Origin of the sequence: Azospira sp. APE16 (assembly GCF_047901315.1) — a bacterium.
In the GTDB taxonomy this organism is placed as follows: domain Bacteria; phylum Pseudomonadota; class Gammaproteobacteria; order Burkholderiales; family Rhodocyclaceae; genus Azospira; species Azospira oryzae.
Map to the genome: position 1 here is coordinate 2,659,013 of NZ_CP179682.1, position 26,338 is coordinate 2,685,350.

Below are 26,338 nucleotides of genomic sequence, written 5' to 3' on the forward strand. Positions count from 1 at the left end.
CCCGGCCGGGGACGGGGACAACGGTCCGTCCTTCCATTCGCGACGCTCCTGCGACAAGTTCGTGCAGTTTTGCCAAAGATGAAAAGCAGGGGAACTGGGGTATCACCTAGGGCCTAACCGGGGCGTTACCCGAGCTGGCACGCGCCTTTTCCGCTGGCATCCTCCACCGCATCGACAAGATCCCCGCCACGGGGACGCCGTCCTGCAGTCCCACCGGAGGAGACTACCATCGTGTTTGCCAATCTGCGCCTGAAAAGCCGGATGTTCATCCTGATCGCCCTGGCGGTATTCGGCATGGGCACCATCACCATCCTTGGAGCCCTGGGCGTCAGCCGGGACCTCCACGAGGGCCACCAACAGACCGTCAGGGCCGCCGTGGAAGCGGCCTACAACATCATCGCCGGCTACCAGGCCCTGGAGAAGGCCGGCAAGATGAGCCGCAGCGAGGCCCAGAAGGCCGCCGCCGAAAGCGTGCGCATGGCCCGCTACGGCGGCGCCGACGGGCGCTCCGAGTATTTCCACATCTGGACCCCGGAAGGGGTGACGGTGATGCACCCGATCCGCCCCGAATGGGAAGGCAAGGACGTCACCGGCGAGGTCCGGGACGTCAAGGGCCGGCCGACCCTGCGCAACATCATCGACGGCGCCATCAAGCAGCCGGACGGCGCCTTTGTCGAGACCCTCTTCCCCCACCCCGGCCAGCCGGCGGAGAAGGCGGTGGACAAGCTGCAGTACGTGAAGCTGTTCGCCCCCTGGGGCTGGGTGGTCGGCAGCGGCATCTACCTGGACGACGTGCAGGCCGAAGTGCGCCAGCGGACCCTCGAGGATTCCCTGATGGCGCTGGTGCTGCTCGCCCTGGTCGCCGCCGGCACCTACCTGGTGGGCCGCAGCGTGCTGCAGCAGGTGGGGGGCGAACCGGGTGTGGCCATCGACCTCATGCGTCAGGCGGCCGACGGCGACCTGACGGTCCGGGTCGAGACGGCGCCGGCCGGGTCCATGCTGGCTTCCTTCAGCCACATGGTGGCCTCCCTGCGCCAGGTGGTGAAGGAGATCGGCAGCAATTCGAGCCAGCTGACCCACAACGCCGAGCGCATCAGCACCGCCGCCCGGGAAGTATCCCTGGCCGGGGAACAGCAGTCCGACGCCACGTCCGCCATGGCCGCCGCCATCGAGGAGCTGACCGTGAGCATCAATCACATCTCCGACAACAGCCGGGATACGGAACGCAATTCCAGCGAATCGGCCCAGCTGGCGGCCGAGGGGGAAACCCGGGTGGCCAATGCGAGCGGCGCCATCAAGGCCATCGCCGGCACCGTCAGCGACGCCTCGGGCCGCATCCGGGACCTGGAAACCCAGACCCGGGAAGTCTCCGGCATCGCCTCGGTGATCAGCGCCATCGCCGCCCAGACCAACCTGCTGGCCTTGAACGCCGCCATCGAGGCGGCCCGGGCCGGGGAACAGGGCCGGGGCTTCGCCGTGGTGGCAGACGAAGTGCGGCAGCTGGCGGAACGGACGGCCAAGGCCACGGTGGAGATCGAACAGATGATCAGCCATATCCAGACCGACACGGACATGGTGGTGCAGGCCATGGGGGCGGCCCTGCCCCAGGTGGAGAGCGGCGTCGCCCTGGCCGAGGAGGCGGCCCAGTCCCTGCGCCAGATCCGCGAAGGGTCGGAACTGACCCTGCACCGGGTGCGGGACGTGGCCGAGGCCACCATGGAACAGAGCAGCGCCAGCACCAGCATTGCCCAGCGGGTGGAGCAAGTCGCCCAGATGGTGGAGGAAACCAGCGCCGCCATGAAGAACACGGCGGAAACGGCGGAGGCGGTGGAGCAGATCGCCAGCCGCCTCGACGCCCTGGTGCAGCGCTTCCGCACCTAGGGCGGCAACTGCCTCAGGCCGGCGGCTGGCCGCCCGCCCGGTTACCCTGGCCCGACTCGGCCCAGAGGGCCCGGGCGAAGGCCTTCCAGGCCGGCCCGCCGTGGGTCAGCACGCCCTCTTCGGCGCTTTCCTGCATGGTGCGCAGCATCAGGGCGGCAAAGGCGAACAGCTCGGCCTTGGCCTGTTCCTGGTGATTGCAGCAGGCGGCTGCCGCCCGGCTGGCATCCCGGGCATGGTCCAGGGCCTCCCGGGCCAGCAGGCGCACCTGGGTCTCGTTGTTCCAGTCGATGCCGAGGACGATGCCGCGGCGGACGATTTCCGTCTCCAGCTCGTTGGCATCGCTCTGAAAGTTTTCAAAACCGCTCATTTCCGACTCCCGGCCGCCTCAGGCGGCCTGTTCCAGACTTTGATCGACGCTGCCGGCCAGCTGCTCCACCAGGGCGCCGACGGCGGGGATGGCGGCGCCGCGCCGCCACAGGGCCACCGTATTCACCAGGCCGCTGCGCCCGGGCAGGGGATGGGCCGCCAGCAGGTCGGCGCCGGAATAGTTCTCCAGCACCGCCCGGGGCAGCAGGGCCACCCCCATGCCGGCCACCAGGCAGCCGAGGATGGCGTGATAGGAGGAGACCTCCACCACCCGTTCCGCCAGGATGCCGTCCCGGGCCAACCAGTCTTCCAGGCGCTTGCGGTAGGCGCAGCCGGGGGCAAAGGTGATGATGGTGCTGGCCGCCAGGTCCCGGGCCGAATGCACCGGGCCGTGGCCGGCCTCGGTGACGATCACCAGTTCTTCCTCGAACAGGGCCCGCTTCTCCAGCCGGGGGTCGTCCACCGGCTCGGCCACCAGGCAGGCATCCAGCTCGCCGGCCAGGACCTCGGCCACCAGGCGGCGGGTGTCGCCGGTGCTCAGTTCCAGACGCACTTCCGGATAGGCCCGGTGAAAACCGGCCAGGGGCCCGGGCAGGCGCACCGCCGCCGTGCTCTCCATGGAGCCCAGGCGCAGGCGGCCCCGGGGCGTGGCGTCCTGCACCGCATGGCGGGCCTCCTCGGCCAGGTCCAGCAGGCGCTCCGCATAGGCCAGCAACTGGCGGCCGGCGGCGGAGAGGTTGAGGCGCCGCCCCTCGCGCACGAACAGTTCCACTCCCAGGTCCGCCTCCAGCTGGCGCACCCGGGTGGTGACGTTGGACTGCACCCGGTTGAGGCGCACCGCCGCCCGGGTGATGCCGCCCTCCGCCACCACGGTGCGGAAGATGTGCAGATCTGCCAGTTCCATGAACGCCGCTCCTTGCCCCCTTGCCCGGGGGCCTCGATTCAAATCTCAAACGAAGAATATAAAAATCTTAATAATTCATTTTTCAAGAACATGATGCGCCGCTACAGTGCTCCTGGCAAGACCATAAAAACACCCCAACCCCAGGAGACAACCCATGGACAACCAGCATCTCCGGCGCGGCTATTTCTACGCCGCCCTGACCGTCGCCGTCTGGTCCGGCTTCATCCTCGTCTCGCGCCTGGGCGGCAAGAGCCCCCTCACCGCCTGGGACGTGACCGCCCTGCGCTTCGGCACCGCCGCCCTGATCCTCCTGCCCGTGTGGCTGTGGCGGCGGCCCCGGCTGAACTTCAGCTGGCGCATGGTGATCCTGGCCGTCACCGGCGGCTGCGGCTACGGCGTCCTGGTCTATGCCGGCTTCAAGCTCACCTCCGCCGCCCACGGCGCCGTGCTGCTGCCCGGCATGCTGCCCTTCCTGGTGGCCCTGATGGCCTGGCTGGTGCTGGGGGAACGTCCCTCGCCCCAGCGCTGGCTCGGCCTGGTGGGCATCGCCGCCGGCATCGCCTGCCTGGCCACGGACAGCTTCGGCAGCAGCGTCGGCGACTGGCGCGGCGACCTGCTGATCCTGGCCTCCAGCCTCTCCTGGGCCATCTACACGGTGCTGGTGCGGCGCTGGCAGGTGGCCCCCTGGGATGCCACCCTGGGCGTCGGCCTGGTCTCGGCCGCCCTCTACCTGCCGGTCTACGTGCTGTGGCTGCCCCACAACCTGGCCGCCGCCAGCCTCTCCACCATTGCCCTGCAGGCCGCCTACCAGGGCGTCCTGGCGGTCATCGTGGCCATGATGTTCTTCATGCGCGCCGTGGCCATCCTGGGCCCCACCAAGGTCGGCACCCTGATGGCCCTCATTCCCGCCATCGCCGGCACCGCCGCTGCCCCGCTCCTGGGCGAGCCCCTGTCCCCCTGGCTGATGGCCGGCCTGGTGCTGGTCAGCCTGGGCGCCTGGGTCGGCAGCCAGACCCGTTTTTTTGTCAGAAGGAACGCCGTATGCCCTACGTAAATATCAAGATCACCCGGGAGGGTGCCACCGCCGAACAGAAGGCCACCCTGATCCGGGGCGTCACCCTGCTGCTGCGGGACATTCTGGGCAAGAACCCGGAAACCACCGTGGTCACCATCGACGAGGTGGACACGGACAACTGGGGCATCGGCGGCGACAGCGTCACCGTGCGCCGGGCCCGGGAAAGGCAGGGCTGAGGCGGGCCCGTCCCATGGAGACAGAATTGCTCGCCGGGGATGGAACACTCCATGAAAAAAGGGCGCCCGCCAGGGCGCCCTTTTTTTGCGGCAGCAGGCCGCTCAGGCAGAGGTGGAAATGGAACTCAGCAGCTGGGAGAAATTGCTGCCACTGCCGCTGCCGTAGGACTGCACCAGGTCCATGATCCGCTTCAGTACGGCGGCTTCGTTGGAGGCCGAAGTGCTGCCGGAATCGCTGGAGGAGGAGCTGTCGCTGGAGGTCTGGGTGGACTCCTGATAGGCCATCGCCTCCTGCTGGGTCACCTTGCCGTCGCCATTGGCATCGGCCGCATCGAAGTTGCTGGAGATGGTGTTGAGCAGTTCCGACAGCTTGCTGTCGGAGGTGTCACTGGCCATGGATTTCACCTGATCCAGAGTCAGGCCTTCGTCGCCACCGCGACCACCGGGAGGCGGGGGCGGCATGCCGTTGGCCGCAGCCGTGGCGCTACCGGAACCGGCTGCATCGGCGGACTCCTGGTAGGCCATGGCTTCCTGCTGGGTCACCTTGCCGTCGCCGTTGGCATCGGCAGCATCGAAGTTGGCGGCCAGGCTGTTCATCAGTTCCGACAGGTTGCTGTCGTCGGTGGAGCTGGCGATGGCGCTCAGTTCGTCCTGGGTGTAGCCCTCGTCTTCTTCGCCTTCTGCAGGCGGAGGCGGCGGCGGGCGCATGCCGCCGCCCTGGGCGGCACTCATGCGGCTGGCGTTGAACTGGCTGTCCAGTTCGTCGGCCAGTTTCTGCAGGGTGGAGGACATCTCATCCTTGGTGACCTTGCCGTCCCCGTCCCCGTCCAGGGTGCTGAAGACGTCGTCCACGCTGGCCGAAGAGTCAGAACCGAGACCGCTGAGGGCGGACTCCAGATCGCTCTTCTCCAGGTAACCCTGCCCCTTGGTATCGAGTTTGGAAAAAATATCCTCGACCATCTTCGACGGATCGGGACGCCGATGGCTGCTGACGCCGGCGTATTGCGCCGCGCTGCTGCCTACGCTGGAAATGCTGGACATGACAGTTCCTTTCAGGGAATGACTCAAGCGGATTCATGCAATGGACGGCCTCGCCGTCATGGGCAAAGAACAACTGCCACCGGGAGTTCCGTCGCTACAGTTCCTACGCAAGGATTCGGCCTGAAAAGGCCTGAATTTAGGCCTAAAAAGGTAAATGATGGTTAAGAATGGTTAAGAGAAATCCGATCGTCGAAAAACCGTGAGTACTTGAAAAACTCAAGCGCCGGAAAAGGCTTCTTCCTAACCACTCAGATACGACTAACAAAAAAAACTATTCTTTATAAATCAATATATTGGAATGCTTAACAAAACTTAACAATCGACAAAATCCGTCTATCGCGCACAAACGGCAATACTTGCCGAATGGCTGGAGAATATTGCCGCTCACCGCCGTTGCAGCCGGGCGGCTTCGTCGAGCCAGGCGGGGGCATTGCGTTCCAGCCATTCCCGGGCGATGGGGTCCTGCCGCACCTGCTCGTCCAGCCAGGCGGTGCTGACGTGCTGAACGTAGAGGCGCTGGCGTTTGCCGTTGTTGCCGCCGCCCATGCCCGGACCGCCGCGATCGCCACCATCCATGCCGCCCCCCGGCCCCCCCATGCCGCCGGAAGGACCGCCACCCATACCGCCACCCATACCGCCACCGGGACCGCCCATGCCGCCCCCCATGCCGCCTCCGGGGCCACCCATGCCGCCGCCCCGTCCGCCGCCCATGCCACCACCGGCACCGCCGGATGCGCCATCGGGAGCCCCCTTGCCAGCCGTTGCCCCAGCGTCATCCGCACCACCGGCAAAGAGGCGGTGGTTGGCGCCGTAGAGCAGCAGCAGGGTGGCCCGGCCTTCCGGCAAATAGCGGAAGGGCGCCTGCCGTGCCGCCGGATTGGTCATCAGGCCATAGCTGTCGCTGTCGTCGGAGCCGGTCACCAGCAGCACCGGCGCGGTTACCGCCCCGTAGCGCTGGGCGAAGCCGCCGGCCAGGCCGTCCACATGGGGGCTCAGGGCCAGCACCGCCGCCACCCGCTCCAGGGGCGGCACCAGGGCGGTGCCGTTGCGCCCCCGTTCCCCGGCCAAAGCCAGGGCCGTCTGGGCGCCCAGGTCGTAACCGGCCAGCACCGGGCTGCCCGTATCGAGGCGGGTCCAGGGCCCCTGACCGGCGCCCTGGCGCCGGCGGACTTCGGCCAGCACCCGCGTCACCAGGCGCGCCCGGCGTTGCAGGGCAGGCTGGGCAAAGGCTTCCCGGGCCAGGTTCTGGAAATCCGCATTGCGCGCCCGTTCGCTGCGCAGGGCCGCCGGCCCCTGCTCTTCACCCTGCAGGGAGAGCACGCCATAGCCCGCCTCCGCCCACTGCTGGCGCCAGGCCAGGCCGGCATCGGCACTCTCCCCCAGGCCCGGCATGTAGAGCAGCAGGGGGAAGGGGCCGCTTTCCCTGGGCATGAGCAGGGCCACATCGACGCTGTCCTCCTCCAGGAACCAGGTCTGGCGCAGGCTTTCGCTGCCGAAATGCCGTTCCGGGCGATAACCCCGCTCGGCCAGGCGCCGTTCCGCGCTGTCGTCGGGCCGGGGCCGGGAATTGCCGCAGGCGGCGAGCATGCTCAGCAGCAGGGCACCGCCACCAAGGGAGAGGAAGCGCCGGCGCGGCACGAAGGGAGGATTGCGCAAGGCCATGTCAGCTCCGGCGGGGTTCGGGCCGGGATTCGGGACGACCGTCGCGCGGAGAGACAGGCTCGCCGCCCCGACCGGATTCCCATTGCCGCTCCCGCTTCTGCCGCAGTTCCTCGACCTGGCGCCGCTGTTCCGGCGTCAGCACCTCCAGGGCCTGGCGTTCGCCGCGCAGGCGCAGCAGGGTCACTTCCGCCCAGGCCTTGGCCCGGGCATCCACCAGGCTGCGCAGGCGGCCTTCGTCGCCCCCGGCGGCGGCGCGCAGGTCCGCTTCGGCCTTCTGCAGGGCCTTGCCCTTGTCGCGCATGACCCGGGCCTGGTTGAGGAAGAGGTCGAACAGCTTGTCCTTCTGGGCCTCACTCAGCTGGATCTCCCGGGGGAAGGGCATGGCCGGGCCGAAATCGGCGCCGGGAAAGCCCCCCGGGCCCATGCCGTCGCCGTGGCGGTGTTCGCCCTCGGGCGGCTGCATGGGGCAATGCCCCGGCCCGTCCATGGGGCCGTCGGCGCGGGCGGAGAAGGAAGCGGCCAGGCTGAGCGCCAGCAGGACCGAGACAACGGTGGATCGCAGATTCATGATCGGACTCCTCAGGGGAAAACGGTGGAAAGGTCGGGAAGCTGGCTGCTCCGTGACGGAGGTGGCGGTCTCGACGTGGAGCCATGGTCGTACCGGCGGCGGTAAAGGGCGGTTCGCCCACTGTAAAGGCTGGTAAAACTTGTAACTGCAAGGCCGGAGAGGCACTTGCGGCGGCTATCATGGCGTCCGTAATCCCCTGTTAATTCGAGACAAGCATGACCAAGCTGCTACTGGTAGACGACGACACCGAACTGGCCAACATGCTCCGGGAATATCTGGAGCGGGAGGACTTTTCCGTCACCCTGGCCCACGACGGCGAAGCGGGGGCCGCCGCCGCCCTTTCCGGCGATTACGCCCTGGCGGTGCTGGATGTGATGATGCCCAAGGCCAGCGGCATGGACGCCCTCTCCCGCATCCGCGCCGCCAGCAACATGCCGGTGATCATGCTGACCGCCAAGGGCGACGACATCGACCGCATCATCGGCCTGGAGATGGGCGCCGACGACTACGTGCAGAAGCCGTGCACGCCGCGGGAACTGGTGGCCCGCATCCGGGCGGTGCTACGCCGCTTCCAGACCAGGGAGAGCGCGGACGACATTCCCGCCCAGATCCGGGTCGGCCCCCTGACCCTGTGGCCCGCCCGCCGCGCCGCCCAGTGGGGCGAGGCGCCCCTGACCCTGACCAGCACCGAATTCAACCTGCTCCAGGTCCTGGCCCGCAACGCCGGCAAGGCCGTAAGCAAGCCGGACCTCTCGGAGCAGGCCATGGGCCGGCCCTTGAGCCGCTTCGACCGCAGCATCGACGTGCACATGAGCAGCATCCGCCACAAGCTGGGCCTGCGGGAAGACGGCCGCACCTGGATCCAGACGGTGCGCGGCATCGGCTACCAGCTCACCCGGGAGTAGGGTTTGAGCCGCCTCTTCTGGAAGTTCTTCGTCACCTTCTGGCTGACCCTGCTCACCGCCAACATCATCGTCGGCGGTCTCATCTGGCTGCACCGTTCCGCCGAATTCGAGCAGCAGCAGGGCAACCGGCCCGGCCAGCCGCCGACCTTCATGCTCGGCGTCGCCGCCAGCCTGCTGCAGCACGACGGGGAGGAATCCCTCAAGCAGCTGCTGCGGGACTGGCAGCAAAGCCATCCGGAGCCCATCTATGCCGTAGACGCCCAGGGGACGGACCTCCTCGGCCGGCCTGTCCCGGAAGGCGCGCTGGACAAGGCCCGCCAGGGCATCCGTGACGGACAGCCCGGCCCCTGGCGCCTGGCGCAGCGCTCCATGAGTTCCCCCATTCTCCTCTTCATGCCCGGCGGCCCCTTCCGCCCGGAGGACCTTTTCGGCCCCGGCGGCGGCCCGCCGGAAGCGCACCTGCTGGGGGAACCCGGCGGCCCGCCGCCGCCCCACCGGAACATGGGTCCCAAGCCCCCCCTGCCCTGGCTGCTCATCGCCACCGGCCTGGTAGCCAGCCTGGCCTTCAGCGCCCTCCTGGCGTGGACCATCGTCGGCCCCATCCGCCGCCTGCGCCAGGGTTTCCGCGCCGTCGCCGCCGGCCGCCTGGAAACCCGCCTGGGACAGGAGTTCGCCAAGCGCAAGGACGAGATCGGCGAACTGGGCCAGGAATTCGACGCCATGGCCCAGCAGCTGGAAGCCCTGATGGCCACCCAGCGCCGCCTCTTCCACGACGTCTCCCACGAGCTGCGCTCGCCCCTGGCCCGCCTGCAGGCGGCGGTGGGCCTGGTGCACCAGGACCCGAGCCGCATCGCCGGCGCCCTGGAGCGCATCGAGCGGGAAACCCAGCGCCTGGACGAGATGGTGGATGAACTGCTGACCCTGGCCCGCCTCGACTCCGGCACCTCCGGCCCCCTGGCCGATGAAATCGATCTGCCGGCCCTGCTGCACAGCATCGTGGACGACGCCGCCTTCGAGGCCGAAGCCCAGGGCCGCCACGTGGACTTCCAGGACCGCTGCGGCGAGGCCCCGGCCTACATCCGCGGCCGCCCGGAACTGCTCGGCCGGGCCCTGGAAAACGTCATCCGCAACGGCATCAAATACACCGCCCCCGGCACCCGGGTCACGGTGGAGGCCGAACGGGACGGGGACAGCCTCCGGGTCCGCGTCGCCGATGCCGGCCCGGGCGTGCCCGAAGCGGAACTGGACGCCATTTTCGTCCCCTTCTTCCGCGGCGCCGACCGGGAGCAGCAGCGGGGCTACGGCCTGGGCCTGGCCATCGCCCGCCGCGCCATCCAGGCCCACGGCGGCAGCATCCGGGCCAGCAACCGCCCCGATGGCGGACTCCAGGTGGAAATCCGCCTGCCCCTGCAGCCCATCCCGGCCTGAGCCCCTCGCCCCGACGGCCCCTGCGCCGTCGGAGCATCCGCAGCAGGGCCCCTGGCGTGGCCGGTGACCCGTCACCGATTTCCGCACTTTTTTCCCCAGACGCCTACTGCTCCAGCCCTGCCCCAGCCCAACCAGCAGATCACTTGCCGGCCCATTGCTCGCCCCGCTTGCGGGGCCGGCTGCCGAGCCAGTTGCCGGCCATCTTTCCTCCTGCGCCGCCCGCCGGCACGGGCCATTCACCGTCGGCCCCTGCCGCCGTCCCCACCTTCATCACCGCCTTCATCGCCACCGTCACACATATATTTCAATAGTTCTTGTACAATTGCAGAATGAACCAGGACATCGCCACCACCGTTTTCGAATCCCTGGCCTCCGGCATCCGCCTGGAGGCCTTCCGCCTGCTGGTGAAGCAGGGCACCGCCGGCATGGTGGCGGGAGAAATTGCCGCCACCCTGGGGCTGCCGCCCAACAACCTGTCCTTCCATCTCAAGGGCCTGGCCCAGGCCGGGCTGGTCAGCGTCACCCAGGAAGGGCGCTTTCAGCGCTACCGGGCCAACCTGCCCCTGATGCTGGAACTGATCGCCTACCTCACCGCCGAGTGCTGCGGCGGCCATCCGGAACAGTGCGCCGCCCTGGGCCAGGCGGCCGGCTGTTCCCCCGCCCTGCTGCCAGCCCTGCAGGGGCAGTCGCCCAACGACCAGGAGCAAGTCTGAGCCATGAACGTCCTTTTCCTTTGCACCGGCAATTCCTGTCGCTCCATCCTGGCGGAGGCCACCTTCAACCATCTGGCCCCGGCCGGCTGGCGGGCCATGAGCGCTGGCAGCCAGCCCACCGGCCAGGTCCATCCCCGCTCCCTGGCCCTGCTGGCCCGGGAAGGCATCCCAACCGCCGCCTGCCACAGCAAGTCCTGGGAGCAGCTGCCCGAAGTGCCGGACCTGGTCATCACCGTCTGCGCCAGTGCCGCCGGCGAGACCTGCCCGGCCTACCTGGGGCCGGCGCTGCGCTGTCATTGGGGGGTGGAGGATCCGGCCCATGCCAGCGGCAGCGAGGCGGAAATCGAGGCCGCCTTCGCCACGGCCTATCGCATCCTGCGCCACCGCATCGAAGCCTTTTTCGCCCTGCCCCTACAGCAACTGGCGACCGATCCGGAACGCTTCAAGGCCGAACTGCAACGCATCGGCCAGCTCCTCCCCTGACCGGCCTGCCGCCCTGACCGCCAGCCCCGCCCCATCAACGAAAGCCCCGCCATGAACCAGCCCTGCCCGGCCCCCCGGCCAGCCATGAACCTGTTCGAACGCTACCTGACCCTGTGGGTGGGCCTGTGCATCGTCACCGGCATTCTCCTCGGCCAGGCCCTGCCCCAGTTCTTCCAGGCCGTTGGCCGGCTGGAGGTGGCCCGGGTGAACCTGCCGGTGGGCCTCCTGATCTGGGTCATGATCATCCCCATGCTGGTCAAGGTGGATTTCTCCGCCCTCGGCGAAGTGCGCCAGCACGTGCGGGGCATCGGCGTCACCCTGCTGGTGAACTGGCTGGTCAAGCCATTCTCCATGGCCTTTCTCGGCTGGCTGTTCATCCGCCAGCTGTTCGCCCCCCTGCTGCCGGCCGAACAGATCGACAGCTACATCGCCGGCCTCATCCTCCTGGCGGCGGCCCCCTGCACCGCCATGGTCTTCGTCTGGAGCCGCCTGACCAACGGCGACCCCTTGTTCACCCTGTCCCAGGTGGCGGTGAACGACAGCATCATGGTGCTGGCCTTCGCCCCCCTGGTGGCCTTTCTCCTCGGCCTCTCCGCCATCACCGTCCCCTGGGCCACCCTCATCACCTCGGTCGTGCTCTACATCGTCATCCCGGTGCTGCTGGCCCAGGCCTGGCGCCGCTCCCTGCTGGCCCGGGGCCCGGCGGCCTTCGACGCGGCCATGGCGCGCATCGGCCCCTGGTCCATGGCCGCCCTGCTGGCTACCCTGGTGCTGCTCTTCGCCTTCCAGGGCGAGGCCATCCTGGCCCAGCCCCTGGTCATCGCCCTGCTCGCCGTGCCCATCCTGATCCAGGTGCTGTTCAACGCCGCCCTGGCCTACGGCCTCAACCGGGCACTGGGAGAAAAGCACAACATCGCCTGTCCCTCGGCCCTCATCGGCGCCTCCAACTTTTTCGAACTGGCGGTGGCGGCGGCCATCAGCCTGTTCGGCTTTGCCTCCGGCGCCGCCCTGGCCACGGTGGTGGGCGTGCTCATCGAAGTGCCAGTGATGCTGCTGGTGGTACGCATCGCCAACGGCAGCAAGGACTGGTACGAGCGCCGCAGCTGATTTGCGCCCTGAAGGCGGCCTCCCGCCGCCCGCCTGATTACCTGCTTTTACAGCCGCAGGGGCTTTGCCCGCGAACCATCCTCTGCCATCATCCGACCATGACTTCCCGCCGCCCCAAGAAGATGAGTGCCGCTCCCCGCCTGTTCCTGCTGGCCGCCCTGGCGGCCGCCGGCCCGCTGCAGGCGGCGCCCGCCTGGCTCATCGCCAGCGACGATGAAAACGCCACCGCCGGCCGGGCACTGCGTCTGGAAATCGCCAAACCGGCAGCCGCGGCAGGCTGGCCCGGGGCCATGAGCCTGCGCCTGGTGGTTGGCGAACGCATCCTCAACCTGCCCCTGCGGCCGGCCGGCGCCGTCTCGCCCGACGGCGCCCGGCGCCCCTACCTGGCCCAACTGCCGGAGGACATCGCCGGCCTGGTACGGGTCGAACTGGCGGACCGGGATTCCAACCGCCTGGCCCTGCTGGCGGCGGCGCCGGCCCCCGGCACGCCGGCACCGGCGGCGGAACCCCAGCCTGAAGGCGTCGCCGCCAACGACTATCCGGACGAGCCGGTGATTTCCGCCAACGAGCCCATGTACCTGGTGCTGGGCAGCCGCGGCGGCGTCAATGCCCGTTTCCAGCTGAGCTTCAAGTACCGCCTGGTGGAACCGGACGGCGCCATCGGCCAGGCCCTGCCCTGGCTGCGCAACCTGCACTTCGGCTACACCCAGACTTCCATCTGGGACCTGGCGGAGGAATCCAAGCCCTTCCGCGACACCAGCTACCGCCCCAGCCTGTTCTGGCAGTGGAACCTGGGGGAAGGCAATTCGGGCCTGCGCCCTACCCGCCTGCGGGCCGGCTACGAGCACGAATCCAACGGCAAGGACGGCAGCAGTTCCCGCTCCATCGACATGCTTTTCGCCCAGCCCACCTGGCGCTGGGATTTCAACGGCGGCACCAGCCTCAGCTTCTCGCCCAAGTTCTACGGCTACCTGGACAAGGAAGACAACCCGGACATCGCCCGCTACCGGGGCCACGCCGACTGGATCGCCCGCTACGGCAAGGACGACGGCTGGATGCTGGCGGCCCAGGTGCGGCGCGGCACGGCGGGCAAGGGCAACGCCCAGCTGGACCTCTCCTACCCGCTGCGGGAAAGCATCTTCGCCCGGGCCGGCGGCTTCCTCCACTTCCAGCTCTTCTCCGGCTACGGCGAGAGCCTGCTGGACTACAACCGGGAACGGGAGACCCAGGTCCGCGTAGGTTTCTCCATCGTGCGCTGAAGATCGGCTTCTGGTGCGGCGCAGCACCGGGTCGGGGGATTTGCAGGACGGCCATCCTGGGGTAATGTCCGTCATACCACCGACACAATGAGAACAACAACGTGGACCTCCTCTTCTGGCTCGCCGTCGCCACCGTCGTGGTGGTGCTCTGCTTCGACTACACCAACGGCTTCCACGACGCCGCCAACATCGTCGCCACCGTCATCGCCTCCCGGGCCATGACCCCGGCCCAGGCGGTGATCATCGTCGGCATCTTCGAATTCCTCGGCCCCCTCCTGGGCGGCACCGCGGTGGCCAACACCATCGGCTCCTTCGTCCGCCTCGACGGCATCGATCCGGCCAGCGCCCTGACCATCCTGCTGTGCGGCCTGCTCGGCGCCATCGTCTGGAACCTGCTGACCTGGTGGCGCGGCATTCCCTCCTCCTCCTCCCACGCCCTGGTGGGCGGGCTGGTGGGCGTGGTGGTGGTGTCCGCCGGCGCCGACCAGGTGGTGTGGGGCTTTCGCGCACTGTTCCATGATGGCCACGTCAGCGGCGTGATGAAGGTCCTGCTGGCCCTGCTGCTCTCCCCGTTGATCGGCTTCTGGTGCGGCTACGCCGTGCAACGCCTGATGCACGCCCTGCTGCTGGCGGCCAAGCCTGCCGCCAACCGGGGTCTGAAGGGCGCCCAGTTCCTCACCGCCGCCGGCCTGGCCTTTTCCCACGGCGCCAACGACGCCCAGAAGAGCATGGGCATCCTCACCCTGGTGCTGCTGCTGGGCGGCTTCATCCCCACTTTCACGGTGCCCTTCTGGGTCATCCTGGCCTGCGCCTCGGCCATCACCCTGGGCATCCTTTCCGGCGGCTGGCGCATCGTGCGCACCCTGGGCTTCGCCATCTACCGGGTGCGCCCCCTGCACGCCCTCAATTCCCAGCTGACCTCGGCCGCCGTCATCTTCGCCGCCTCCCTGGCCGGCGCCCCGGTCTCCACCACCCACGTGGTGGCCACCTCCATCATGGGCATCGGCGCCTCGGAGCGGCCCCGGGCGGTGCGCTGGAACAAGGCCAAGGAAATCGCCACCACCTGGGTCATCACCATCCCCGGCGCCGCGCTGGCCGCCATCCTGATCTACGCCGTGCTGCGCCTGTTCCTCGGGCCGGCTTAAGGAGAACCACCATGGACAGCAACGACGACGACCGCCAGAAGCCCATCTTCCGCCGCCTCTTCGACCGGGTCTTTCCCAAGGTGCCGGATTTCTTCCGCCTGCTGGCAGAACAGGCGATCCAGGTGAACCACACGGCCAACCTGCTGGTGGAATACATGGAGACCGGCGATGCGGCCATCGGCCAGCAGATCCGCCAGGACGAGCACGAGGCGGACCGGCTGAAGATCCGCAACCTGCACACCCTGAACGAGGCCTTTTCCACCCCCATCGACCGGGAGGACATCTACCGGGCGATCCTGGACATGGACGAGGTGGTGAACTACTGCAAGACCACGGTCAGTGAAATGAGCGTGCTGGAAGTGACGCCGGACAAGTTCGACCTGGAAATGGCCCTGCACCTGAAGGAAGGGGTGGATGCCCTGGTCGCCGGCTTCACCAAGCTGGCCACCCAGCCCGGCGCCGCCGCCCTCGATGCGGACATGGCGCGCAAGGCCGAGCGCAAGGCGGAGAAGTCCTACCGCCGCGCCATCGCCGCCCTCTTCCAGGGCGACGACTACATCACCATGTTCAAGCGGCGGGAAATCTACCGCCACCTCTCCAACGCTGCCGATCGCATGGCCAACTGCGCCAACACCCTGCACGACATCGTGGTGAAGATCACCTGACAGCGCCCCGGGCCGGCCCCCAGCCGGCCCCTGTCGGCAGCCCAGCCTGCCGGCTGTCCCCTCACACGGCCAGCTCGACCAGGCTGTTGACCCGCTCCGGCTTCAATTCCCCATCCTCCCCCAGCAGGTCGTAGACCAGCAGGATCAGATGCACCCGCTTCTGCAGCGGGATGGTGGCCCCCAGGACCGCCAGCCGCTCCTCCACGGACTGTATGGCCCGGGCCAGGCGCAGGGATTCGGGCGGTACCGACTGGTCGTTCAGATGCATCGAGCCCTGGCCCGTAAGCAGCCAGTTGGCATTGATCCCGGCGCGGATCAGGCCGGCGATGGCTTCGGCGCCGGGCAGAGCCAGTTCGATCTCGTATTTGCGGTAGGTGCTCAAAGGAATACCAGATATGGAACATATCTCGACCTGTTTCAGGCCTAAGACTGCCCGCACTTCCTTCAACCTTTGCCCAAGCAATATTCCAGGAGCCATTATTATCTTTTTATAAATCAGATTGTTAACAATTAATGAAGGCCCCGGGCGCCAACCCGTATGCATCCAAATATGGCATTGACAACATTCCACATTTGGCATTAAATACTATCGTGGTCATAGTTATCCTTTGTTATCAGGAAAATCGGCCCATGCCGACTTTTCGCACAAGGGTTACCTGGGCACCGGGAGAGCAAGACAGCAAGAATCAGCAACACCGATTCCCAGACTGTTCAAGGGAGCACAGACAGGAAGGCCGGCCAGCCTAGTTTGCCGGCCTCCGGCGCTGCGCCTTCGCAGGCAGTTCAATGTATCGCCTTTTTCCCCCGCCCAACAACTCGGGTAAACCTTAGGTAATCCCGAAGAAACACGGGCTTTTCCCCTGAATCACGCTGTTGCGACAGTTTCCAGCGATGGGAGACAGGGCACTGCTTCCCCAATTTCTTCGGCATATAACACGGAAAAAGATGACCGGAAGCGGCAGATGAATATTCGCAATCGATTATAGCAACAGGCCACCAGCCACTACCGAACGCAGATCAGGATCAAAAGAACATTTCGACAGGTGAGGTCCCCGCGATGAACGCCAGGCAGAACAGCAGTCCGCCCTCCGCGACAAAGCCGCAGCAGCTTCCCCATCCCCCTCTGGACCCGGAGGCGGTGGAGCTCATGGTGCGGCAGTGCATCCGCCACACCTGGTACATGATCGCGGGCTTTCTCGCCTCTTTTGGACTGATGTCCCTGCTTTTTGTTCTCCGCTAGGAGCCGGCCGATGCCAGTCACAAGCGCAAGACTGACGGGGCTGGACGACCAGGGTTCCCCCCTGGTGATCAAGATCGACCAGGTGCTGGCCTACCGGGACCGCATCCACCACGCGCGCTGCCGGGTGGCCGCCAACCAGACCCTGGACGCCCTCAAGGATATTGGCGTTTCCGCCCGGGTTTTCGGAAAACTGACCCAGCCCGGCAAAAAACTGCCTTATCCCTCCCCCATCGAACTTTGCATCGTGGAGCCGGCGGCGGCGGACGGGGAACTGGCCTCCACCGTTGGCCAGACCATCCGCGACGTGGCCGGCCCCCTGGGCGTGCGCGTCCTGTGGCTGGAGCAGCTGACGCCGAAGATGCGCCTGCACATCCTCGAGCACGGCCGCAGCAGCCTGGGCGCAGGCAATGACAGCCCCTGCAGCTCACCTTAAAACGACACTTCTGGCAGTTCGAGTACCCAGTTATGGATTCATCCGCCACAGATACGGGAGGGAGTCATGGCCAAACACCGGAGCCGCCACCGGCAAGGCAGAAAAGGGAATGAAACGGTCGCCACCGGCAAGGACGGGCACCTGTTCGACTTTGCCGAAATCGACGCGCTGCTGAACAAGAGCTATCGCCGCACCTGGCTGGTCCTACTGGCCCTGGGGGGAGCCTTTTTCACCCTCTCGGCCATGGCCATGCTCAACTAGGCGATACCACCATGACCTCTCCGGCACCATTGATTCAGGAAGCCCTGCCCGGCGGCGACTTTGGCCCGGGCGACAAGCGGCAGCAGTACCGCAACCGGCTCTGCCGCGCGCGCAGTGCCGCCGCGGCCAACCGGGCGGTGGCCCTGCTGGCGGAAATGGGCATCAAGTCCCGTATCTTCGGCCCCCTGACCAGGAACCGGGAGGATTTTTCCCCGGGCAGCGGCATCGACCTGTGCGTCTTCGACGAGAACCCTCTCAACGGCCCCGAAGGCCCCCGTTACCGGGACATCATGCTGGCCGTCAGCACGGCGGGTGAAGGCCTGCTGATCCAGGTCCACTTCCTCTCCCAGCTCTCGCCGCCCCTGGCCCGCACCGTGCAAAGCACCGGCCTGCCCCGGATCAACTGAGGCGGAACGGCTCCACGCCGGGACTAGCCAAAAGCGGCCATCCGGGCCAAGATGTGGCCCCTTTGACCAGCGACCACTCCCATGAGCCATCCGCGTCATGACATCGACGTCAGCGAAGAAGCCGGCGTCCGCTATCTGCATTTCGGTTCCGACTGGGTCCAGGGGGCCATGCGCATCGCCCGGCCCTGGAACCTGGAACTGGCCTACACCCGGGAAATGATGGCCGGCCTGCTGCTGCGGCAGGAAACGCCCTGGCCCCGCCACGCCCTGCTGGTCGGACTGGGCGCCGGCTCCCTGACCAAGTACATCTACCGCCACCTGCCCCAGACCCGCATCACCGTGGTGGAGATCAATCCCGAGGTGGAGCTGGTGGCCCGTTTCCACTTCAAGCTGCCCCAGGACCCGGCACGCCTGACCATCCACATCGATGACGGCGCCGCCTTCATGGCCGCCAGCCAGGAACAGTACGACCTGATCCTAGTGGACGGCTTCGACCCCGACGCCCGGGCCGGCGGCCTGGATACCGCCCCCTTCTACCAGCACTGCCGGGAACGGCTGACAGCCGACGGCCTGCTCAGTATCAACCTGCTGGGACGCAACCGGGGCTTTGCCGCCAGCGCCGAACGCCTGCGCCAGGCCTTCGACGGCCGCGCCCTGGTCTTCCCCTCCTGCGACAGCGGCAACGCCATCGCCTTCGCCGCATCCGGCAATCCGGTCACCGTCGGTCTGGACGAACTGCGGACCCGGGCCGAAACGCTGAAGCGGGAAACCGGGCTCAACCTGCTGCCCACCGTGACCCGCCTGCAGATGGCCGGCAGCCTGGCCGGCGGACGCCTGAGTCTGTGACATGCACTGGCTGCACCTGGCCATCGCCATCGTCGCCGAAGTCATCGCCACCTCGGCCCTGAAAGCCGCCGCCGGCTTTACCCGGCCCCTGCCCTCCCTGGTGGTGGTGGCCGGCTACGGCCTCGCCTTCTACTTTCTCTCCCTGACCCTCCGGGTCATTCCCATGGGCGTCGCCTATGCCGTGTGGTCGGCCGTTGGCATCGCCCTGGTCTCCCTCATCGGCTGGCTGGTGTACGACCAGCGCCTGGACGCTCCTGCCTTGCTGGGGATGGGCCTGATCGTCGCCGGCGTCGCCGTGATCCAGCTCTTCTCCCGCACCGCCCACTAGGGGGCGGCCCCTCAGCCGAGGAAGTCCTCGGCGAACTGGCCCTGGATGCGGTCGATCTCGCTGCGGTTGCGCAGCAGGGCATCGACGCAGTCGTGATCGAACTTGCGCCCGGCCATTTCGGCCAGCATGGAAAAGGCCTGGTCGTTGCTCCAGGCCTCCTTGTAGGGACGCTCGCTGGTGAGGGCATCGAAAACGTCGGCCACGGCGACGATGCGGGCCTCCACCGGGATGTCGTCGCCCCGCAGGCCATGGGGATAGCCGCTGCCGTCCAGGGACTCATGGTGGTGCAGGACGATGTTGCGCAGCATTTCCGAACGCTGCATGCCCTGGATGCCGAAATTTTCCAGCATGGAATCGACGATCTGCCGCCCCTTCACCGTGTGCTGCTGGATCTGCACAAACTCCTCGGGTTCCAGTCGACCCGGCTTGAGCAGCAGGGAATCTGGCACCGCCACCTTGCCGATGTCGTGCAGGGGCGCGAAAAGGTACAGGTACTCGACGAAGGCATCGTCCAGCTTGAAGCGGGGCGCCACTTCCTGGGCAATGATGCGGGAGTAGTGGGCCATGCGCTCCAGGTGGGCCCCCGTCTCGAAATCCCGGATCTGGGCGATCTGGGTCACGGTGCGCACCGAGGCCATCAGGGTGCGCAGGCAGGCCAGTTCGTTGACCACCACCAGGGACAGCTGGTGCCCCACCATATTCAGGTGGTGCAGGGCCTGGGCGTCGAACACCCACTTCTGCCGGGAATTGAAGAAGAGAAAGCCGTAGAGAGCGCCGTTATGGGCCACCGGCATGGTGTAGCTGGCGCCGTAGCCGCTGCTGCGCACCCGCCGGGAATGCTCCCGCACCAGATCCTGGGACAGCACGTCCATGTCGTTGATGACCCGGGGGCGCCGGGAGGTGGCGATTTCCGTCAGGGACGAGGAGGCCGACAGCTTGCTCTCGTAGAAGGAAAGGGGCGCTTCCCCGTCGCTGGAATGGAGGAAGGTTTTCAGGTTGTCCGTCAGGGGCTCGTAGGAGGCGACGGCAATACGGTCGATGAATGGCAGGGACTGGCGCAGGTGGTCGTGAATCCGCTCCAGCTTCTCTTGCAGGGGCAGGGACTGGTGCAACAGGTCCAGCCCGTCTTCATGGGAGAAGACAGGCAGGTCCGGCAACAGCGCTGGAGGCTGGACAAGGGAAGAAACCACGGTCACGGTCGGATACCACCACACAGAGCGAAAGGCATTATACGAATCATAATCATCAAGCCGCAATATGACGGGTTGCTGACAAGCTGGATTATCCGGCGCAAGCAGACAGGCGCTGGGAAAAAAATGCAGCAAAAAACCTGCCACAAAACGGAAACGGCAGCGTAACCCCCGCATCGTATGGTCGGATTTTTCCCTGGGAAGACGCCATGCACGTACTGATGCTTTCCGATGTGTATTTCCCGCGCATCAACGGGGTTTCCACCTCCATCGAGACTTTCCGCCGGGAATTCGAGGCCGCCGGGGACCGGGTCACCCTCATGGTGCCCGACTACCCGGGCGCCCAGGCCGAGCCCGGCATCATCCGCATCGCCTCCCATCGCCTGCCCCTGGACCCGGAAGACCGGCGCATGGAATTGCGCACCATCCTGGCCCACGAGGAACAACTTCGGGGCATGGACATCGACCTGATCCACATCCAGACCCCCTTCATCGCCCACTACGCCGGCACCGCCCTGGCCAAGCGGCTGGGGGTTCCCTGCGTCGAGACCTACCACACCCTGTTCGAGGAATATTTCCACCACTACATCCCCTTCCTGCCCAAGGGCATGCTGCGGGGGCTGACCCGGCGCTTTTCCCGGCGCCAGTGCAATGCCCTGGACGGGGTCATCGTCCCCTCCACCGCCATGGCCGAGCGCCTGCAAAGCTACGGCGTCACCACGCCTCTGCGGGTGGTACCCACCGGCATTCCCCTGCAACAGTTCGGCCAGGGCGACGGCGCCGCCTTCCGCCAGCGCCTCGGCCTGGCGCCAGAAACGCCGGTGGCCCTGTTCGTCGGCCGGGTGGCGGGGGAAAAGAACATCGACTTCCTCCTTCAGGCCCACCGCCTGGCCCTGCTGCGCCTGCCGGAACTGCATCTGGTGGTGGCCGGCGAGGGCCCGGCCCTGGCGGGTCTGCGGCGGCTGGCGGAGGCCCTGGGCACCAGCGACAAGGTCCGTTTCGTCGGCTACCTGCACCGCCGGGACGAGCTGCCGGCCTGCTATGCGGCGGCCGACGCCTTCGTCTTCGCCTCCCGCACCGAGACCCAGGGCCTGGTGCTGCTGGAGGCCATGGCCGAGGGGGTGCCGGTGGTGGCCCTCTCCATCATGGGCACCCGGGACATCCTCATGCCGGCGCGGGGCGCCGTCTCGCCGCCCGACGATCCGGCGGAGTTCGCCGAGGCCCTGGCCAACCTGCTGCAGAACCCGGAACAACGCCAGCGGCTGGCCCGGGAAGCTCGGGAATACGTGCAGGAATGGTCGGCCCCTGCCTGTGCCGGGCGCCTGCGCCAGGCCCTGGCGGAATTGCTGCAGAGCCGCATGAATACAGGGCCCCTGACCCCTTGCACATCTTCGCCAGTGGACTAACATGAGGGTGTTCTCCCACCCATTACACCCGCACAAAGGGGGGACGGTCCTACAACAACAAAATGCTTTCCTGGCCGCCCGACCGGCAACACCGGGGCCGAGCCCGACAGACCGTCTTAGCAACACAGGAGGAGAATCCCATGCTGTCCTTAAAAGACTGCCTCGACTTCTGCGACATGGAGCAGGAAGAAATTTCTGCCATCGCCCAACACGAGCACATTCCCGTCATCGTCGCCGCCGAGCTGTGCGACACCCTGCTGCATACGGAAGAAGGGGTGCGCGATCTGCACTCCATGCTCCTGGACAACATCGCCACCGCCCTGGAACACGGGGAAGTGGAACGGGCCAACGAGCTATCCCGCACCTACCAGCACTTCCAGACCAGCCACCCTTTGGCGCCCAGAGCCTGAGGCGCTATTGACCGGCCCCAAGCCGGCCGGGATTCGGCGCCTTCTACTCTCCCCGGCGACCGAATCCCACCTTCTTCCTGCACCCTGCGGCAGTCCTTACGCCGCTTCCACCCACCTGCGCCGGCAGCGGCGATCCGGCCCGTGAGCCCCGGATCGCCGCCCGGCGGCAGAGACCCGGGACCACGCCTCAGGCCGCCAGCACTTCCTTGTGGGCCTGCTTCTCGTAGAGGAACTCCAGCACCGCCGCCCGGGCGGCGATGTATTTCGGGTCGTTGGCCAGGGCCAGGCGATTGCGCGGCCGCGGCAGGTCCACGCTGAGGATTTCGCCGATGGTGGCGGCCGGGCCGTTGGTCATCATGACGATGCGGTCCGACAGCAGCACCGCCTCATCCACATCGTGGGTGACCATGACCACGGTGGCCTGGGTGGCATCGCAGATCTTCATCAGCTCGTCCTGCAGCTTGGCTCGGGTCAGGGCATCCAGGGCGCCGAAGGGCTCATCCATGAGCAGCACCTTGGGCTGCATGGAAAGGGCCCGGGCAATGCCCACCCGCTGCTTCATGCCCCCGGAAATCTCGTGGGGGAACTTGGTCTCGGCGTGGGTCAGGCCCACCAGGGCCAGGGCGTCGTGGGTGCGCTGCTTCAGCTTGGCCTTGCCCTCCTTGGCAGCGAAAACCCGCTCCACCGCCAGGTAGACGTTGTCGAAGCAGGTCAGCCAGGGCAGCAGGGAATGGTTCTGGAACACCACCCCCCGCTCCGGCCCGGGGCCGGCGATCTCCCGGCCGTCGCAGATGAGAGCACCATCCGTAGGCCGGGTGAGGCCGGCGATGAGGTTGAGCAGCGTGGACTTGCCGCAGCCGGAGTGGCCGATGAGGGCGATGAACTCCCCCTGGCGGATGGACAGATCCACGTCGCGCAGGGCGACGAACTTGCCTTTCTTGGTATCGAAGGTCTGGCCGACGGCTTCGATCTGGACGAATTTTTCCATGCTTACTTCTCCTCGTAGCTGAAGCGGTTGGCCAGCAGCACCAGGGCCTGCTCCAGCAGGAGCCCCACCAGGCCGACGACAAAGATGGCGATGATGATGTGTTCGACGTTGAGGTTGTTCCACTCGTCCCACACCCAGAAGCCCAGGCCGACGCCACCGGTGAGCATTTCCGCAGCGACGATCACCAGCCAGGCGACGCCGATGGAAAGGCGCACCCCGGTGAGCATGTAGGGCAGCACGGCGGGAAAGAGGATCTTGGTAAACACCTTCCACTCCGGCAGGTCCAGCACCCGGGCCACGTTCAGGTAGTCCTTGGGAATGCGCTGCACGCCCACGGCGGTGTTGATGATCATGGGCCAGATGGAGGAGATGAAGATGACCCAGATGGCCGCCGGGTTGGCCGCCTTGAACACCAGCAGGCCGATGGGCAGCCAGGCCAGGGGTGAGACGGGCCGCAGCAGGCTGATGATGGGCGACATCATGCGGTTGAGGAAATCGAAGCGCCCCAGCAGGAAACCGGCGGGAATGCCGATGAGGGCGGCCATGCCGAAGCCGATGCCGACCCGTTGCAGGGAGTTGAGGATGTTCCAGCCGATACCCATGTCGTTGGGCCCGTTCTGGTAGAAGGGATCGGCAAAGAGCTGCACCGCCGAGGCCCAGGTCTTGGCCGGGCCGGGCAGCTGGGGGCTGGTCATGGAGACCAGGTACCAGAGGCCGACGAAGACGGCCAGGCCGATCAGGGGCGGCAGCACCACCTTGAGCACACCCACCAGGGCCTCGTTGCTGCGCCGGCCGGCGGCAGCCCGGGCCGGCTCCTGCGCCGATGGCGGCACCGGGGCCGCCGTCACGGAGGCGGCCGAGCCGCTCCCCACACTGCTGTCATTCATGGCCATGGCGGCTGCTCCCTGGTCTGTTGCATCGTTCGTCGGGCTGGCCGCCAGCGCGGTGTTGCCCTGAATCAAAGTCATCGTCGTCATGATCATTCCCCCATGCACGGATGGAGGCGGCCCCCGGCCCCGCCGGGACGGCCGCCGGTTGCTCTTAGGCGCGCACCTTGAAACTGGCGGCGTATTTCCTCGGGTCCTTGCCGTCCCACACCACGCCGTCGATCAGCTTGGAGGAACGCAGGTCGCTCTTGGGCACGGCCACCCCGGCCTTCTCCGCCGCCTGGCGGTACAGGCCCACCTGGTTGATGGCCTTGGCCACGCCCAGGTAGTCCGGATCGTCCTTGAGCAGGCCCCAGCGGCGGTGCTGGGTGAGGAACCACATGCCGTCGGAGAGGTAGGGGAAATTCACCTGGCCGTCGTTGAAGAACTTCATGTGGTTCTTGTCGTCCCAGGTCTTGCCGATGCCGTTGCTGTAGCGGCCCAGCATGCGGTCCAGGATCACGTCCACATCCGTATTGACGTAGGCCTTGGCGGCAATGGTCTCGGCCGTCTCCCGGCGGTTGGCCAGGGAAGCGTCGATCCAGCGGGATGCCTCCAGGATGGCGGCGGTGACGGCCACGGCGGTCTTCGGGTGCTTGGCCGCCCAGTCGGCGGTGGTGCCCAGCACCTTTTCCGGATGGTCGGTCCAGATGTCCTGGGTGGTGGCGGCGGTGAAGCCCACCTTGTCGATGATGGCCCGGGCGTTCCAGGGCTCGCCGACACAGTAGCCGTCCATATTGCCCACCCGCATGTTGGCCACCATCTGGGGGGGCGGCACGGTGATGGTCTTGACGTCCTTCATGGGGTTGATGTCGTGGGCCGCCAGCCAGTAGTAGAGCCACATGGCGTGGGTGCCCGTGGGGAAGGTCTGGGCAAAGGTGAATTCCCGCTTCTCGCTGCTGATCAGCTTCTTCAGGGCGGCGCCGTCGGTGACGCCCTTGTCCTTCAGCTGGCTGGAGAGGGTGATGCCCTGGCCGTTGTTGTTGAGGGTCATGAGGCTGGCCATGTCCTTCTTCGGCCCGCCGATGCCCAGGTGCACGCCGTAGATGAGGCCGTACAGCACGTGGGCCGCATCCAGTTCCCCATTCACCAGCTTGTCGCGCACGGCGGCCCAGGAGGCCTCCTTGGTGGGCACGATCTTGATGCCGTACTTCTTGTCGAAGCCCTTGGCCGCGGCCATGACCACGGAGGCGCAGTCGGTCAGGGGAATGAAGCCGATCTTCACCTCGGTCTTTTCCGGTGCGTCGGAACCGGCGGCAAAGGCGGCGGCACGCAGACCGGGAGTCAGGCCCATGAGCGCTGCTCCCAGGCCCAGGAGGCCGGCGGATTTGACGAACTCGCGGCGTTCCGCCGCCACGGCATCGGGTGCCTCGAATTGCTTTTGCTTGGACATTCCATGCTCCTTGACCTCAGAAAAAAGAAAAGGCGTCACACCCGCGTGAGAGGAGAGAGAACACGCGGATGGACGCCTTTGTCCGTTTGCCGGTCAGGGCTTCACTGCGCTGCCCGGCGTTGCTCGAACCGCCATTGGTCCGACTTACGACCTAGTTCAGCAACCACCGTGCCAGGCAACGAAAATATCGAAAATACAGTTTCAATTCATAACGATAGATAGATTTTCACCGCCCCGGAAAAATCCATCCGCGGCACCGGAGCGCACTGCTGCGGTGCGCCATGGCGTGACCGCCGCACAAGAAGGGGGAACCCGGGCCGGCGAAGGCCGTGACCACGGCGGGAGGATAACGGAATGGGGAGCGACCGCGGGGGAGGAAAGGGGAACGGCGAAAGCGCCGCCCCCATCTATGACCAAACGCCTAAAGACACTGGCATCCGATGTTCTTATGATTATCGGGTTGTTGATGGCATGCAACACAAAACAATGCTCCCGCACGTATCGGGAGCGGGAGGGAAACATGGATATCCAGCAACAGCCCATGGAAGCCCCGCGTTTACTGTCGGGCTGGATGATGGGCAGTGCAGGCACGCAGGAAAACCACGACATCCTTTGGGACGACGTGGAGCATCTGCCCTCCGCCGCCGTCAGTTTTCTCCTCATCGCCCTGCCCCTCTCCCTGCTGCTGCCGGTGATGGCCAACTTCGCCGGCAACGCCTACGGCAACCGCATCATCGCCGGCTTCATTGCCCCCAGCTGGGAACGCCTGCTGCTCATCCTGGCCTGGGAACTGCTGATGGTGCCCCTGCTGGCGGGCGTCGCCCACCTGGCCGGGCGCTTCTTCCAGGTGCCGGTGAACCGGCGCCAAGCCTTCCTGGTGGTGACCCTCAGTACCATTCCCCTATGGCTAGCCTCCCTGGCCCTGGCCGTGCCCAGCCTGATTTTCCTCCTCATCACCGGCATGGTCGCCCTGGCCCTTTCCAGCTACGCCATGTACCGCTGCATCCGCCGCCTGCTGGCGGTCGAGGACGACTGCCTGGCCACCCTCTTCTGCGGCGTCATCATGGTCTGCGCCCTGCCGGCGTGGACCGTCATCCTGGCCCTGGTCCTGATCCACTAGACCAGGGCGCCA

Annotated in this window: 30 protein-coding genes; 19 read left to right on the top strand and 11 right to left on the bottom strand. The window is 66.8% G+C overall.

What is annotated here, in order from left to right:
- The first annotated feature begins 231 nt into the window (after positions 1 to 231).
- Complete coding sequence (locus tag ACLSSQ_RS12725; RefSeq protein ID WP_130458087.1) at positions 232 to 1,881, top strand: methyl-accepting chemotaxis protein; 1,650 nt, start codon at positions 232 to 234, stop codon at positions 1,879 to 1,881.
- 13 nt (positions 1,882 to 1,894) lie between these two features.
- Here the strand turns inward: ACLSSQ_RS12725 and ACLSSQ_RS12730 are convergent, their stop codons facing one another.
- Both ACLSSQ_RS12730 and ACLSSQ_RS12735 read right to left on the bottom strand, forming a co-directional pair.
- Positions 1,895 to 2,248, bottom strand: a complete 354-nt coding sequence (locus ACLSSQ_RS12730; protein ID WP_130458086.1) for a hypothetical protein — start codon at positions 2,246 to 2,248, stop codon at positions 1,895 to 1,897.
- A gap of 18 nt (positions 2,249 to 2,266) precedes the next feature.
- Positions 2,267 to 3,151 (bottom strand): LysR family transcriptional regulator, encoded by an 885-nt coding sequence (locus ACLSSQ_RS12735; protein WP_416242897.1) that lies wholly within the window; start codon positions 3,149 to 3,151, stop codon positions 2,267 to 2,269.
- Between the two features lie 154 nt (positions 3,152 to 3,305).
- Between ACLSSQ_RS12735 and ACLSSQ_RS12740 the strand changes: the two genes are divergently transcribed.
- Together ACLSSQ_RS12740 and ACLSSQ_RS12745 are read left to right on the top strand one after the other, a co-directional pair.
- Positions 3,306 to 4,205 (top strand): DMT family transporter, encoded by a 900-nt coding sequence (locus ACLSSQ_RS12740; protein WP_130458084.1) that lies wholly within the window; start codon positions 3,306 to 3,308, stop codon positions 4,203 to 4,205.
- The gene (locus tag ACLSSQ_RS12745) at positions 4,193 to 4,402 is read left to right on the top strand and encodes a 2-hydroxymuconate tautomerase family protein (protein WP_014236930.1); all 210 of its coding nucleotides are present in this window, start codon (positions 4,193 to 4,195) and stop codon (positions 4,400 to 4,402) included. Before ACLSSQ_RS12740 ends, ACLSSQ_RS12745 begins: the two co-directional genes overlap by 13 nt.
- Before the next feature lie 102 nt (positions 4,403 to 4,504).
- Here ACLSSQ_RS12745 and ACLSSQ_RS12750 read toward each other — a convergent pair whose 3' ends face one another.
- The 3 genes from ACLSSQ_RS12750 to ACLSSQ_RS12760 all read right to left on the bottom strand — a co-directional run bounded on the left by ACLSSQ_RS12750 (position 4,505) and on the right by ACLSSQ_RS12760 (position 7,673).
- Positions 4,505 to 5,443, bottom strand: coding sequence for an EF-hand domain-containing protein (locus ACLSSQ_RS12750; protein WP_416242898.1), 939 nt, complete (start codon positions 5,441 to 5,443; stop codon positions 4,505 to 4,507).
- Between the two features lie 384 nt (positions 5,444 to 5,827).
- Complete coding sequence (locus ACLSSQ_RS12755; RefSeq protein WP_416242899.1) at positions 5,828 to 7,105, bottom strand: alpha/beta hydrolase family protein; 1,278 nt, start codon at positions 7,103 to 7,105, stop codon at positions 5,828 to 5,830.
- A 1-nt stretch (position 7,106) separates the two neighbouring features.
- Positions 7,107 to 7,673, bottom strand: a complete 567-nt coding sequence (locus ACLSSQ_RS12760; protein WP_416242900.1) for a Spy/CpxP family protein refolding chaperone — start codon at positions 7,671 to 7,673, stop codon at positions 7,107 to 7,109.
- Positions 7,674 to 7,888: 215 nt separating this feature from the next.
- On the opposite strand from ACLSSQ_RS12760, the gene ACLSSQ_RS12765 reads away from it, so the two are divergent.
- Positions 7,889 to 8,578 carry a response regulator gene (locus tag ACLSSQ_RS12765; RefSeq protein ID WP_416242901.1) on the top strand — a complete coding sequence of 230 codons (690 nt, stop codon included), beginning with the start codon at positions 7,889 to 7,891 and terminating at the stop codon, positions 8,576 to 8,578.
- Positions 8,579 to 8,581: 3 nt separating this feature from the next.
- The gene (locus ACLSSQ_RS12770; protein ID WP_416242902.1) at positions 8,582 to 10,006 is read left to right on the top strand and encodes an ATP-binding protein; all 1,425 of its coding nucleotides are present in this window, start codon (positions 8,582 to 8,584) and stop codon (positions 10,004 to 10,006) included.
- A gap of 139 nt (positions 10,007 to 10,145) precedes the next feature.
- Here the strand turns inward: ACLSSQ_RS12770 and ACLSSQ_RS12775 are convergent, their stop codons facing one another.
- Positions 10,146 to 10,301, bottom strand: coding sequence for a hypothetical protein (locus tag ACLSSQ_RS12775; RefSeq protein WP_416242903.1), 156 nt, complete (start codon positions 10,299 to 10,301; stop codon positions 10,146 to 10,148).
- Between the two features lie 34 nt (positions 10,302 to 10,335).
- Here ACLSSQ_RS12775 and ACLSSQ_RS12780 point away from each other — a divergent pair, with 34 nt between their 5' ends.
- The 6 genes from ACLSSQ_RS12780 (at position 10,336) to ACLSSQ_RS12805 (ending at position 15,378) form a co-directional block, all read left to right on the top strand.
- Positions 10,336 to 10,719 carry an ArsR/SmtB family transcription factor gene (locus ACLSSQ_RS12780; RefSeq protein ID WP_416242904.1) on the top strand — a complete coding sequence of 128 codons (384 nt, stop codon included), beginning with the start codon at positions 10,336 to 10,338 and terminating at the stop codon, positions 10,717 to 10,719.
- A 3-nt stretch (positions 10,720 to 10,722) separates the two neighbouring features.
- Positions 10,723 to 11,202, top strand: a complete 480-nt coding sequence (locus tag ACLSSQ_RS12785) for an arsenate reductase ArsC (protein WP_130458077.1) — start codon at positions 10,723 to 10,725, stop codon at positions 11,200 to 11,202.
- Positions 11,203 to 11,253: 51 nt separating this feature from the next.
- The gene (gene arsB / locus ACLSSQ_RS12790; RefSeq protein ID WP_416242905.1) at positions 11,254 to 12,309 is read left to right on the top strand and encodes an ACR3 family arsenite efflux transporter; all 1,056 of its coding nucleotides are present in this window, start codon (positions 11,254 to 11,256) and stop codon (positions 12,307 to 12,309) included.
- A gap of 98 nt (positions 12,310 to 12,407) precedes the next feature.
- Positions 12,408 to 13,568, top strand: a complete 1,161-nt coding sequence (locus ACLSSQ_RS12795) for a phospholipase A (RefSeq protein ID WP_152088807.1) — start codon at positions 12,408 to 12,410, stop codon at positions 13,566 to 13,568.
- 101 nt (positions 13,569 to 13,669) lie between these two features.
- Positions 13,670 to 14,713, top strand: coding sequence for an inorganic phosphate transporter (locus ACLSSQ_RS12800; protein ID WP_416242906.1), 1,044 nt, complete (start codon positions 13,670 to 13,672; stop codon positions 14,711 to 14,713).
- An 11-nt stretch (positions 14,714 to 14,724) separates the two neighbouring features.
- Positions 14,725 to 15,378 (top strand): DUF47 domain-containing protein, encoded by a 654-nt coding sequence (locus ACLSSQ_RS12805; protein WP_014236918.1) that lies wholly within the window; start codon positions 14,725 to 14,727, stop codon positions 15,376 to 15,378.
- A gap of 61 nt (positions 15,379 to 15,439) precedes the next feature.
- Here ACLSSQ_RS12805 and ACLSSQ_RS12810 read toward each other — a convergent pair whose 3' ends face one another.
- A complete protein-coding gene (locus ACLSSQ_RS12810; RefSeq protein ID WP_043798011.1) occupies positions 15,440 to 15,760 on the bottom strand; it encodes a hypothetical protein in 321 nt (106 codons plus the stop codon).
- A gap of 868 nt (positions 15,761 to 16,628) precedes the next feature.
- Here ACLSSQ_RS12810 and ACLSSQ_RS12815 point away from each other — a divergent pair.
- The 5 genes from ACLSSQ_RS12815 to ACLSSQ_RS12835 all read left to right on the top strand — a co-directional run bounded on the left by ACLSSQ_RS12815 (position 16,629) and on the right by ACLSSQ_RS12835 (position 18,893).
- The gene (locus ACLSSQ_RS12815) at positions 16,629 to 17,051 is read left to right on the top strand and encodes a hypothetical protein (protein ID WP_416242907.1); all 423 of its coding nucleotides are present in this window, start codon (positions 16,629 to 16,631) and stop codon (positions 17,049 to 17,051) included.
- A gap of 66 nt (positions 17,052 to 17,117) precedes the next feature.
- Complete coding sequence (locus tag ACLSSQ_RS12820) at positions 17,118 to 17,312, top strand: hypothetical protein (protein ID WP_130458072.1); 195 nt, start codon at positions 17,118 to 17,120, stop codon at positions 17,310 to 17,312.
- Between the two features lie 11 nt (positions 17,313 to 17,323).
- Entirely contained in the window at positions 17,324 to 17,719 is a 396-nt protein-coding gene (locus tag ACLSSQ_RS12825; protein WP_416242908.1) for a hypothetical protein, read from the top strand.
- 81 nt (positions 17,720 to 17,800) lie between these two features.
- On the top strand, positions 17,801 to 18,565 hold the full coding sequence (locus tag ACLSSQ_RS12830) for a fused MFS/spermidine synthase (RefSeq protein WP_416242909.1): 765 nt from the start codon (positions 17,801 to 17,803) through the stop codon (positions 18,563 to 18,565).
- A 1-nt stretch (position 18,566) separates the two neighbouring features.
- On the top strand, positions 18,567 to 18,893 hold the full coding sequence (locus ACLSSQ_RS12835) for a DMT family transporter (RefSeq protein WP_014236911.1): 327 nt from the start codon (positions 18,567 to 18,569) through the stop codon (positions 18,891 to 18,893).
- A gap of 11 nt (positions 18,894 to 18,904) precedes the next feature.
- Here the strand turns inward: ACLSSQ_RS12835 and ACLSSQ_RS12840 are convergent, their stop codons facing one another.
- A complete protein-coding gene (locus ACLSSQ_RS12840; protein WP_232058825.1) occupies positions 18,905 to 20,050 on the bottom strand; it encodes an HD domain-containing phosphohydrolase in 1,146 nt (381 codons plus the stop codon).
- A gap of 242 nt (positions 20,051 to 20,292) precedes the next feature.
- On the opposite strand from ACLSSQ_RS12840, the gene ACLSSQ_RS12845 reads away from it, so the two are divergent.
- Positions 20,293 to 21,489, top strand: a complete 1,197-nt coding sequence (locus ACLSSQ_RS12845) for a glycosyltransferase (RefSeq protein ID WP_416242910.1) — start codon at positions 20,293 to 20,295, stop codon at positions 21,487 to 21,489.
- A gap of 140 nt (positions 21,490 to 21,629) precedes the next feature.
- Positions 21,630 to 21,899: a hypothetical protein gene (locus ACLSSQ_RS12850; protein WP_014236908.1), complete on the top strand. Its 270-nt coding sequence runs from the start codon at positions 21,630 to 21,632 to the stop codon at positions 21,897 to 21,899.
- A 187-nt stretch (positions 21,900 to 22,086) separates the two neighbouring features.
- Here the strand turns inward: ACLSSQ_RS12850 and ACLSSQ_RS12855 are convergent, their stop codons facing one another.
- The 3 genes from ACLSSQ_RS12855 to ACLSSQ_RS12865 all read right to left on the bottom strand — a co-directional run bounded on the left by ACLSSQ_RS12855 (position 22,087) and on the right by ACLSSQ_RS12865 (position 25,206).
- Positions 22,087 to 22,887 (bottom strand): ABC transporter ATP-binding protein, encoded by an 801-nt coding sequence (locus ACLSSQ_RS12855; RefSeq protein WP_014236907.1) that lies wholly within the window; start codon positions 22,885 to 22,887, stop codon positions 22,087 to 22,089.
- A 2-nt stretch (positions 22,888 to 22,889) separates the two neighbouring features.
- Complete coding sequence (ntrB, locus tag ACLSSQ_RS12860) at positions 22,890 to 23,780, bottom strand: nitrate ABC transporter permease (protein WP_416244292.1); 891 nt, start codon at positions 23,778 to 23,780, stop codon at positions 22,890 to 22,892.
- A gap of 148 nt (positions 23,781 to 23,928) precedes the next feature.
- Positions 23,929 to 25,206: a CmpA/NrtA family ABC transporter substrate-binding protein gene (locus tag ACLSSQ_RS12865; RefSeq protein WP_416242911.1), complete on the bottom strand. Its 1,278-nt coding sequence runs from the start codon at positions 25,204 to 25,206 to the stop codon at positions 23,929 to 23,931.
- Between the two features lie 520 nt (positions 25,207 to 25,726).
- Between ACLSSQ_RS12865 and ACLSSQ_RS12870 the strand changes: the two genes are divergently transcribed.
- Positions 25,727 to 26,326: a Yip1 family protein gene (locus ACLSSQ_RS12870; RefSeq protein ID WP_416242912.1), complete on the top strand. Its 600-nt coding sequence runs from the start codon at positions 25,727 to 25,729 to the stop codon at positions 26,324 to 26,326.
- Positions 26,327 to 26,338 lie beyond the last annotated feature (12 nt).

Bases quoted from the DNA above. Each gene is read 5' to 3' on its own strand.
- ACLSSQ_RS12825 (WP_416242908.1), top strand. From the start codon at position 17,324: ATGACCTCTCCGGCACCATTGATTCAGGAAGCCCTGCCCGGCGGCGAC.
- ACLSSQ_RS12865 (WP_416242911.1), bottom strand. From the start codon at position 25,206: ATGTCCAAGCAAAAGCAATTCGAGGCACCCGATGCCGTGGCGGCGGAA.
- ACLSSQ_RS12830 (WP_416242909.1), top strand. From the start codon at position 17,801: ATGAGCCATCCGCGTCATGACATCGACGTCAGCGAAGAAGCCGGCGTC.
- ACLSSQ_RS12845 (WP_416242910.1), top strand. From the start codon at position 20,293: ATGCACGTACTGATGCTTTCCGATGTGTATTTCCCGCGCATCAACGGG.
- ACLSSQ_RS12805 (WP_014236918.1), top strand. From the start codon at position 14,725: ATGGACAGCAACGACGACGACCGCCAGAAGCCCATCTTCCGCCGCCTC.
- ACLSSQ_RS12730 (WP_130458086.1), bottom strand. From the start codon at position 2,248: ATGAGCGGTTTTGAAAACTTTCAGAGCGATGCCAACGAGCTGGAGACG.
- ACLSSQ_RS12745 (WP_014236930.1), top strand. From the start codon at position 4,193: ATGCCCTACGTAAATATCAAGATCACCCGGGAGGGTGCCACCGCCGAA.
- ACLSSQ_RS12855 (WP_014236907.1), bottom strand. From the start codon at position 22,887: ATGGAAAAATTCGTCCAGATCGAAGCCGTCGGCCAGACCTTCGATACC.
- ACLSSQ_RS12815 (WP_416242907.1), top strand. From the start codon at position 16,629: ATGCCAGTCACAAGCGCAAGACTGACGGGGCTGGACGACCAGGGTTCC.
- ACLSSQ_RS12870 (WP_416242912.1), top strand. From the start codon at position 25,727: ATGGATATCCAGCAACAGCCCATGGAAGCCCCGCGTTTACTGTCGGGC.
- ACLSSQ_RS12750 (WP_416242898.1), bottom strand. From the start codon at position 5,443: ATGTCCAGCATTTCCAGCGTAGGCAGCAGCGCGGCGCAATACGCCGGC.
- ACLSSQ_RS12735 (WP_416242897.1), bottom strand. From the start codon at position 3,151: ATGGAACTGGCAGATCTGCACATCTTCCGCACCGTGGTGGCGGAGGGC.
- ACLSSQ_RS12780 (WP_416242904.1), top strand. From the start codon at position 10,336: ATGAACCAGGACATCGCCACCACCGTTTTCGAATCCCTGGCCTCCGGC.
- ACLSSQ_RS12740 (WP_130458084.1), top strand. From the start codon at position 3,306: ATGGACAACCAGCATCTCCGGCGCGGCTATTTCTACGCCGCCCTGACC.
- ACLSSQ_RS12785 (WP_130458077.1), top strand. From the start codon at position 10,723: ATGAACGTCCTTTTCCTTTGCACCGGCAATTCCTGTCGCTCCATCCTG.
- ACLSSQ_RS12760 (WP_416242900.1), bottom strand. From the start codon at position 7,673: ATGAATCTGCGATCCACCGTTGTCTCGGTCCTGCTGGCGCTCAGCCTG.
- ACLSSQ_RS12755 (WP_416242899.1), bottom strand. From the start codon at position 7,105: ATGGCCTTGCGCAATCCTCCCTTCGTGCCGCGCCGGCGCTTCCTCTCC.
- ACLSSQ_RS12835 (WP_014236911.1), top strand. From the start codon at position 18,567: ATGCACTGGCTGCACCTGGCCATCGCCATCGTCGCCGAAGTCATCGCC.
- ACLSSQ_RS12765 (WP_416242901.1), top strand. From the start codon at position 7,889: ATGACCAAGCTGCTACTGGTAGACGACGACACCGAACTGGCCAACATG.
- ACLSSQ_RS12795 (WP_152088807.1), top strand. From the start codon at position 12,408: ATGACTTCCCGCCGCCCCAAGAAGATGAGTGCCGCTCCCCGCCTGTTC.
- ACLSSQ_RS12820 (WP_130458072.1), top strand. From the start codon at position 17,118: ATGGCCAAACACCGGAGCCGCCACCGGCAAGGCAGAAAAGGGAATGAA.
- ACLSSQ_RS12850 (WP_014236908.1), top strand. From the start codon at position 21,630: ATGCTGTCCTTAAAAGACTGCCTCGACTTCTGCGACATGGAGCAGGAA.
- ntrB (WP_416244292.1), bottom strand. From the start codon at position 23,780: ATGGCCATGAATGACAGCAGTGTGGGGAGCGGCTCGGCCGCCTCCGTG.
- arsB (WP_416242905.1), top strand. From the start codon at position 11,254: ATGAACCAGCCCTGCCCGGCCCCCCGGCCAGCCATGAACCTGTTCGAA.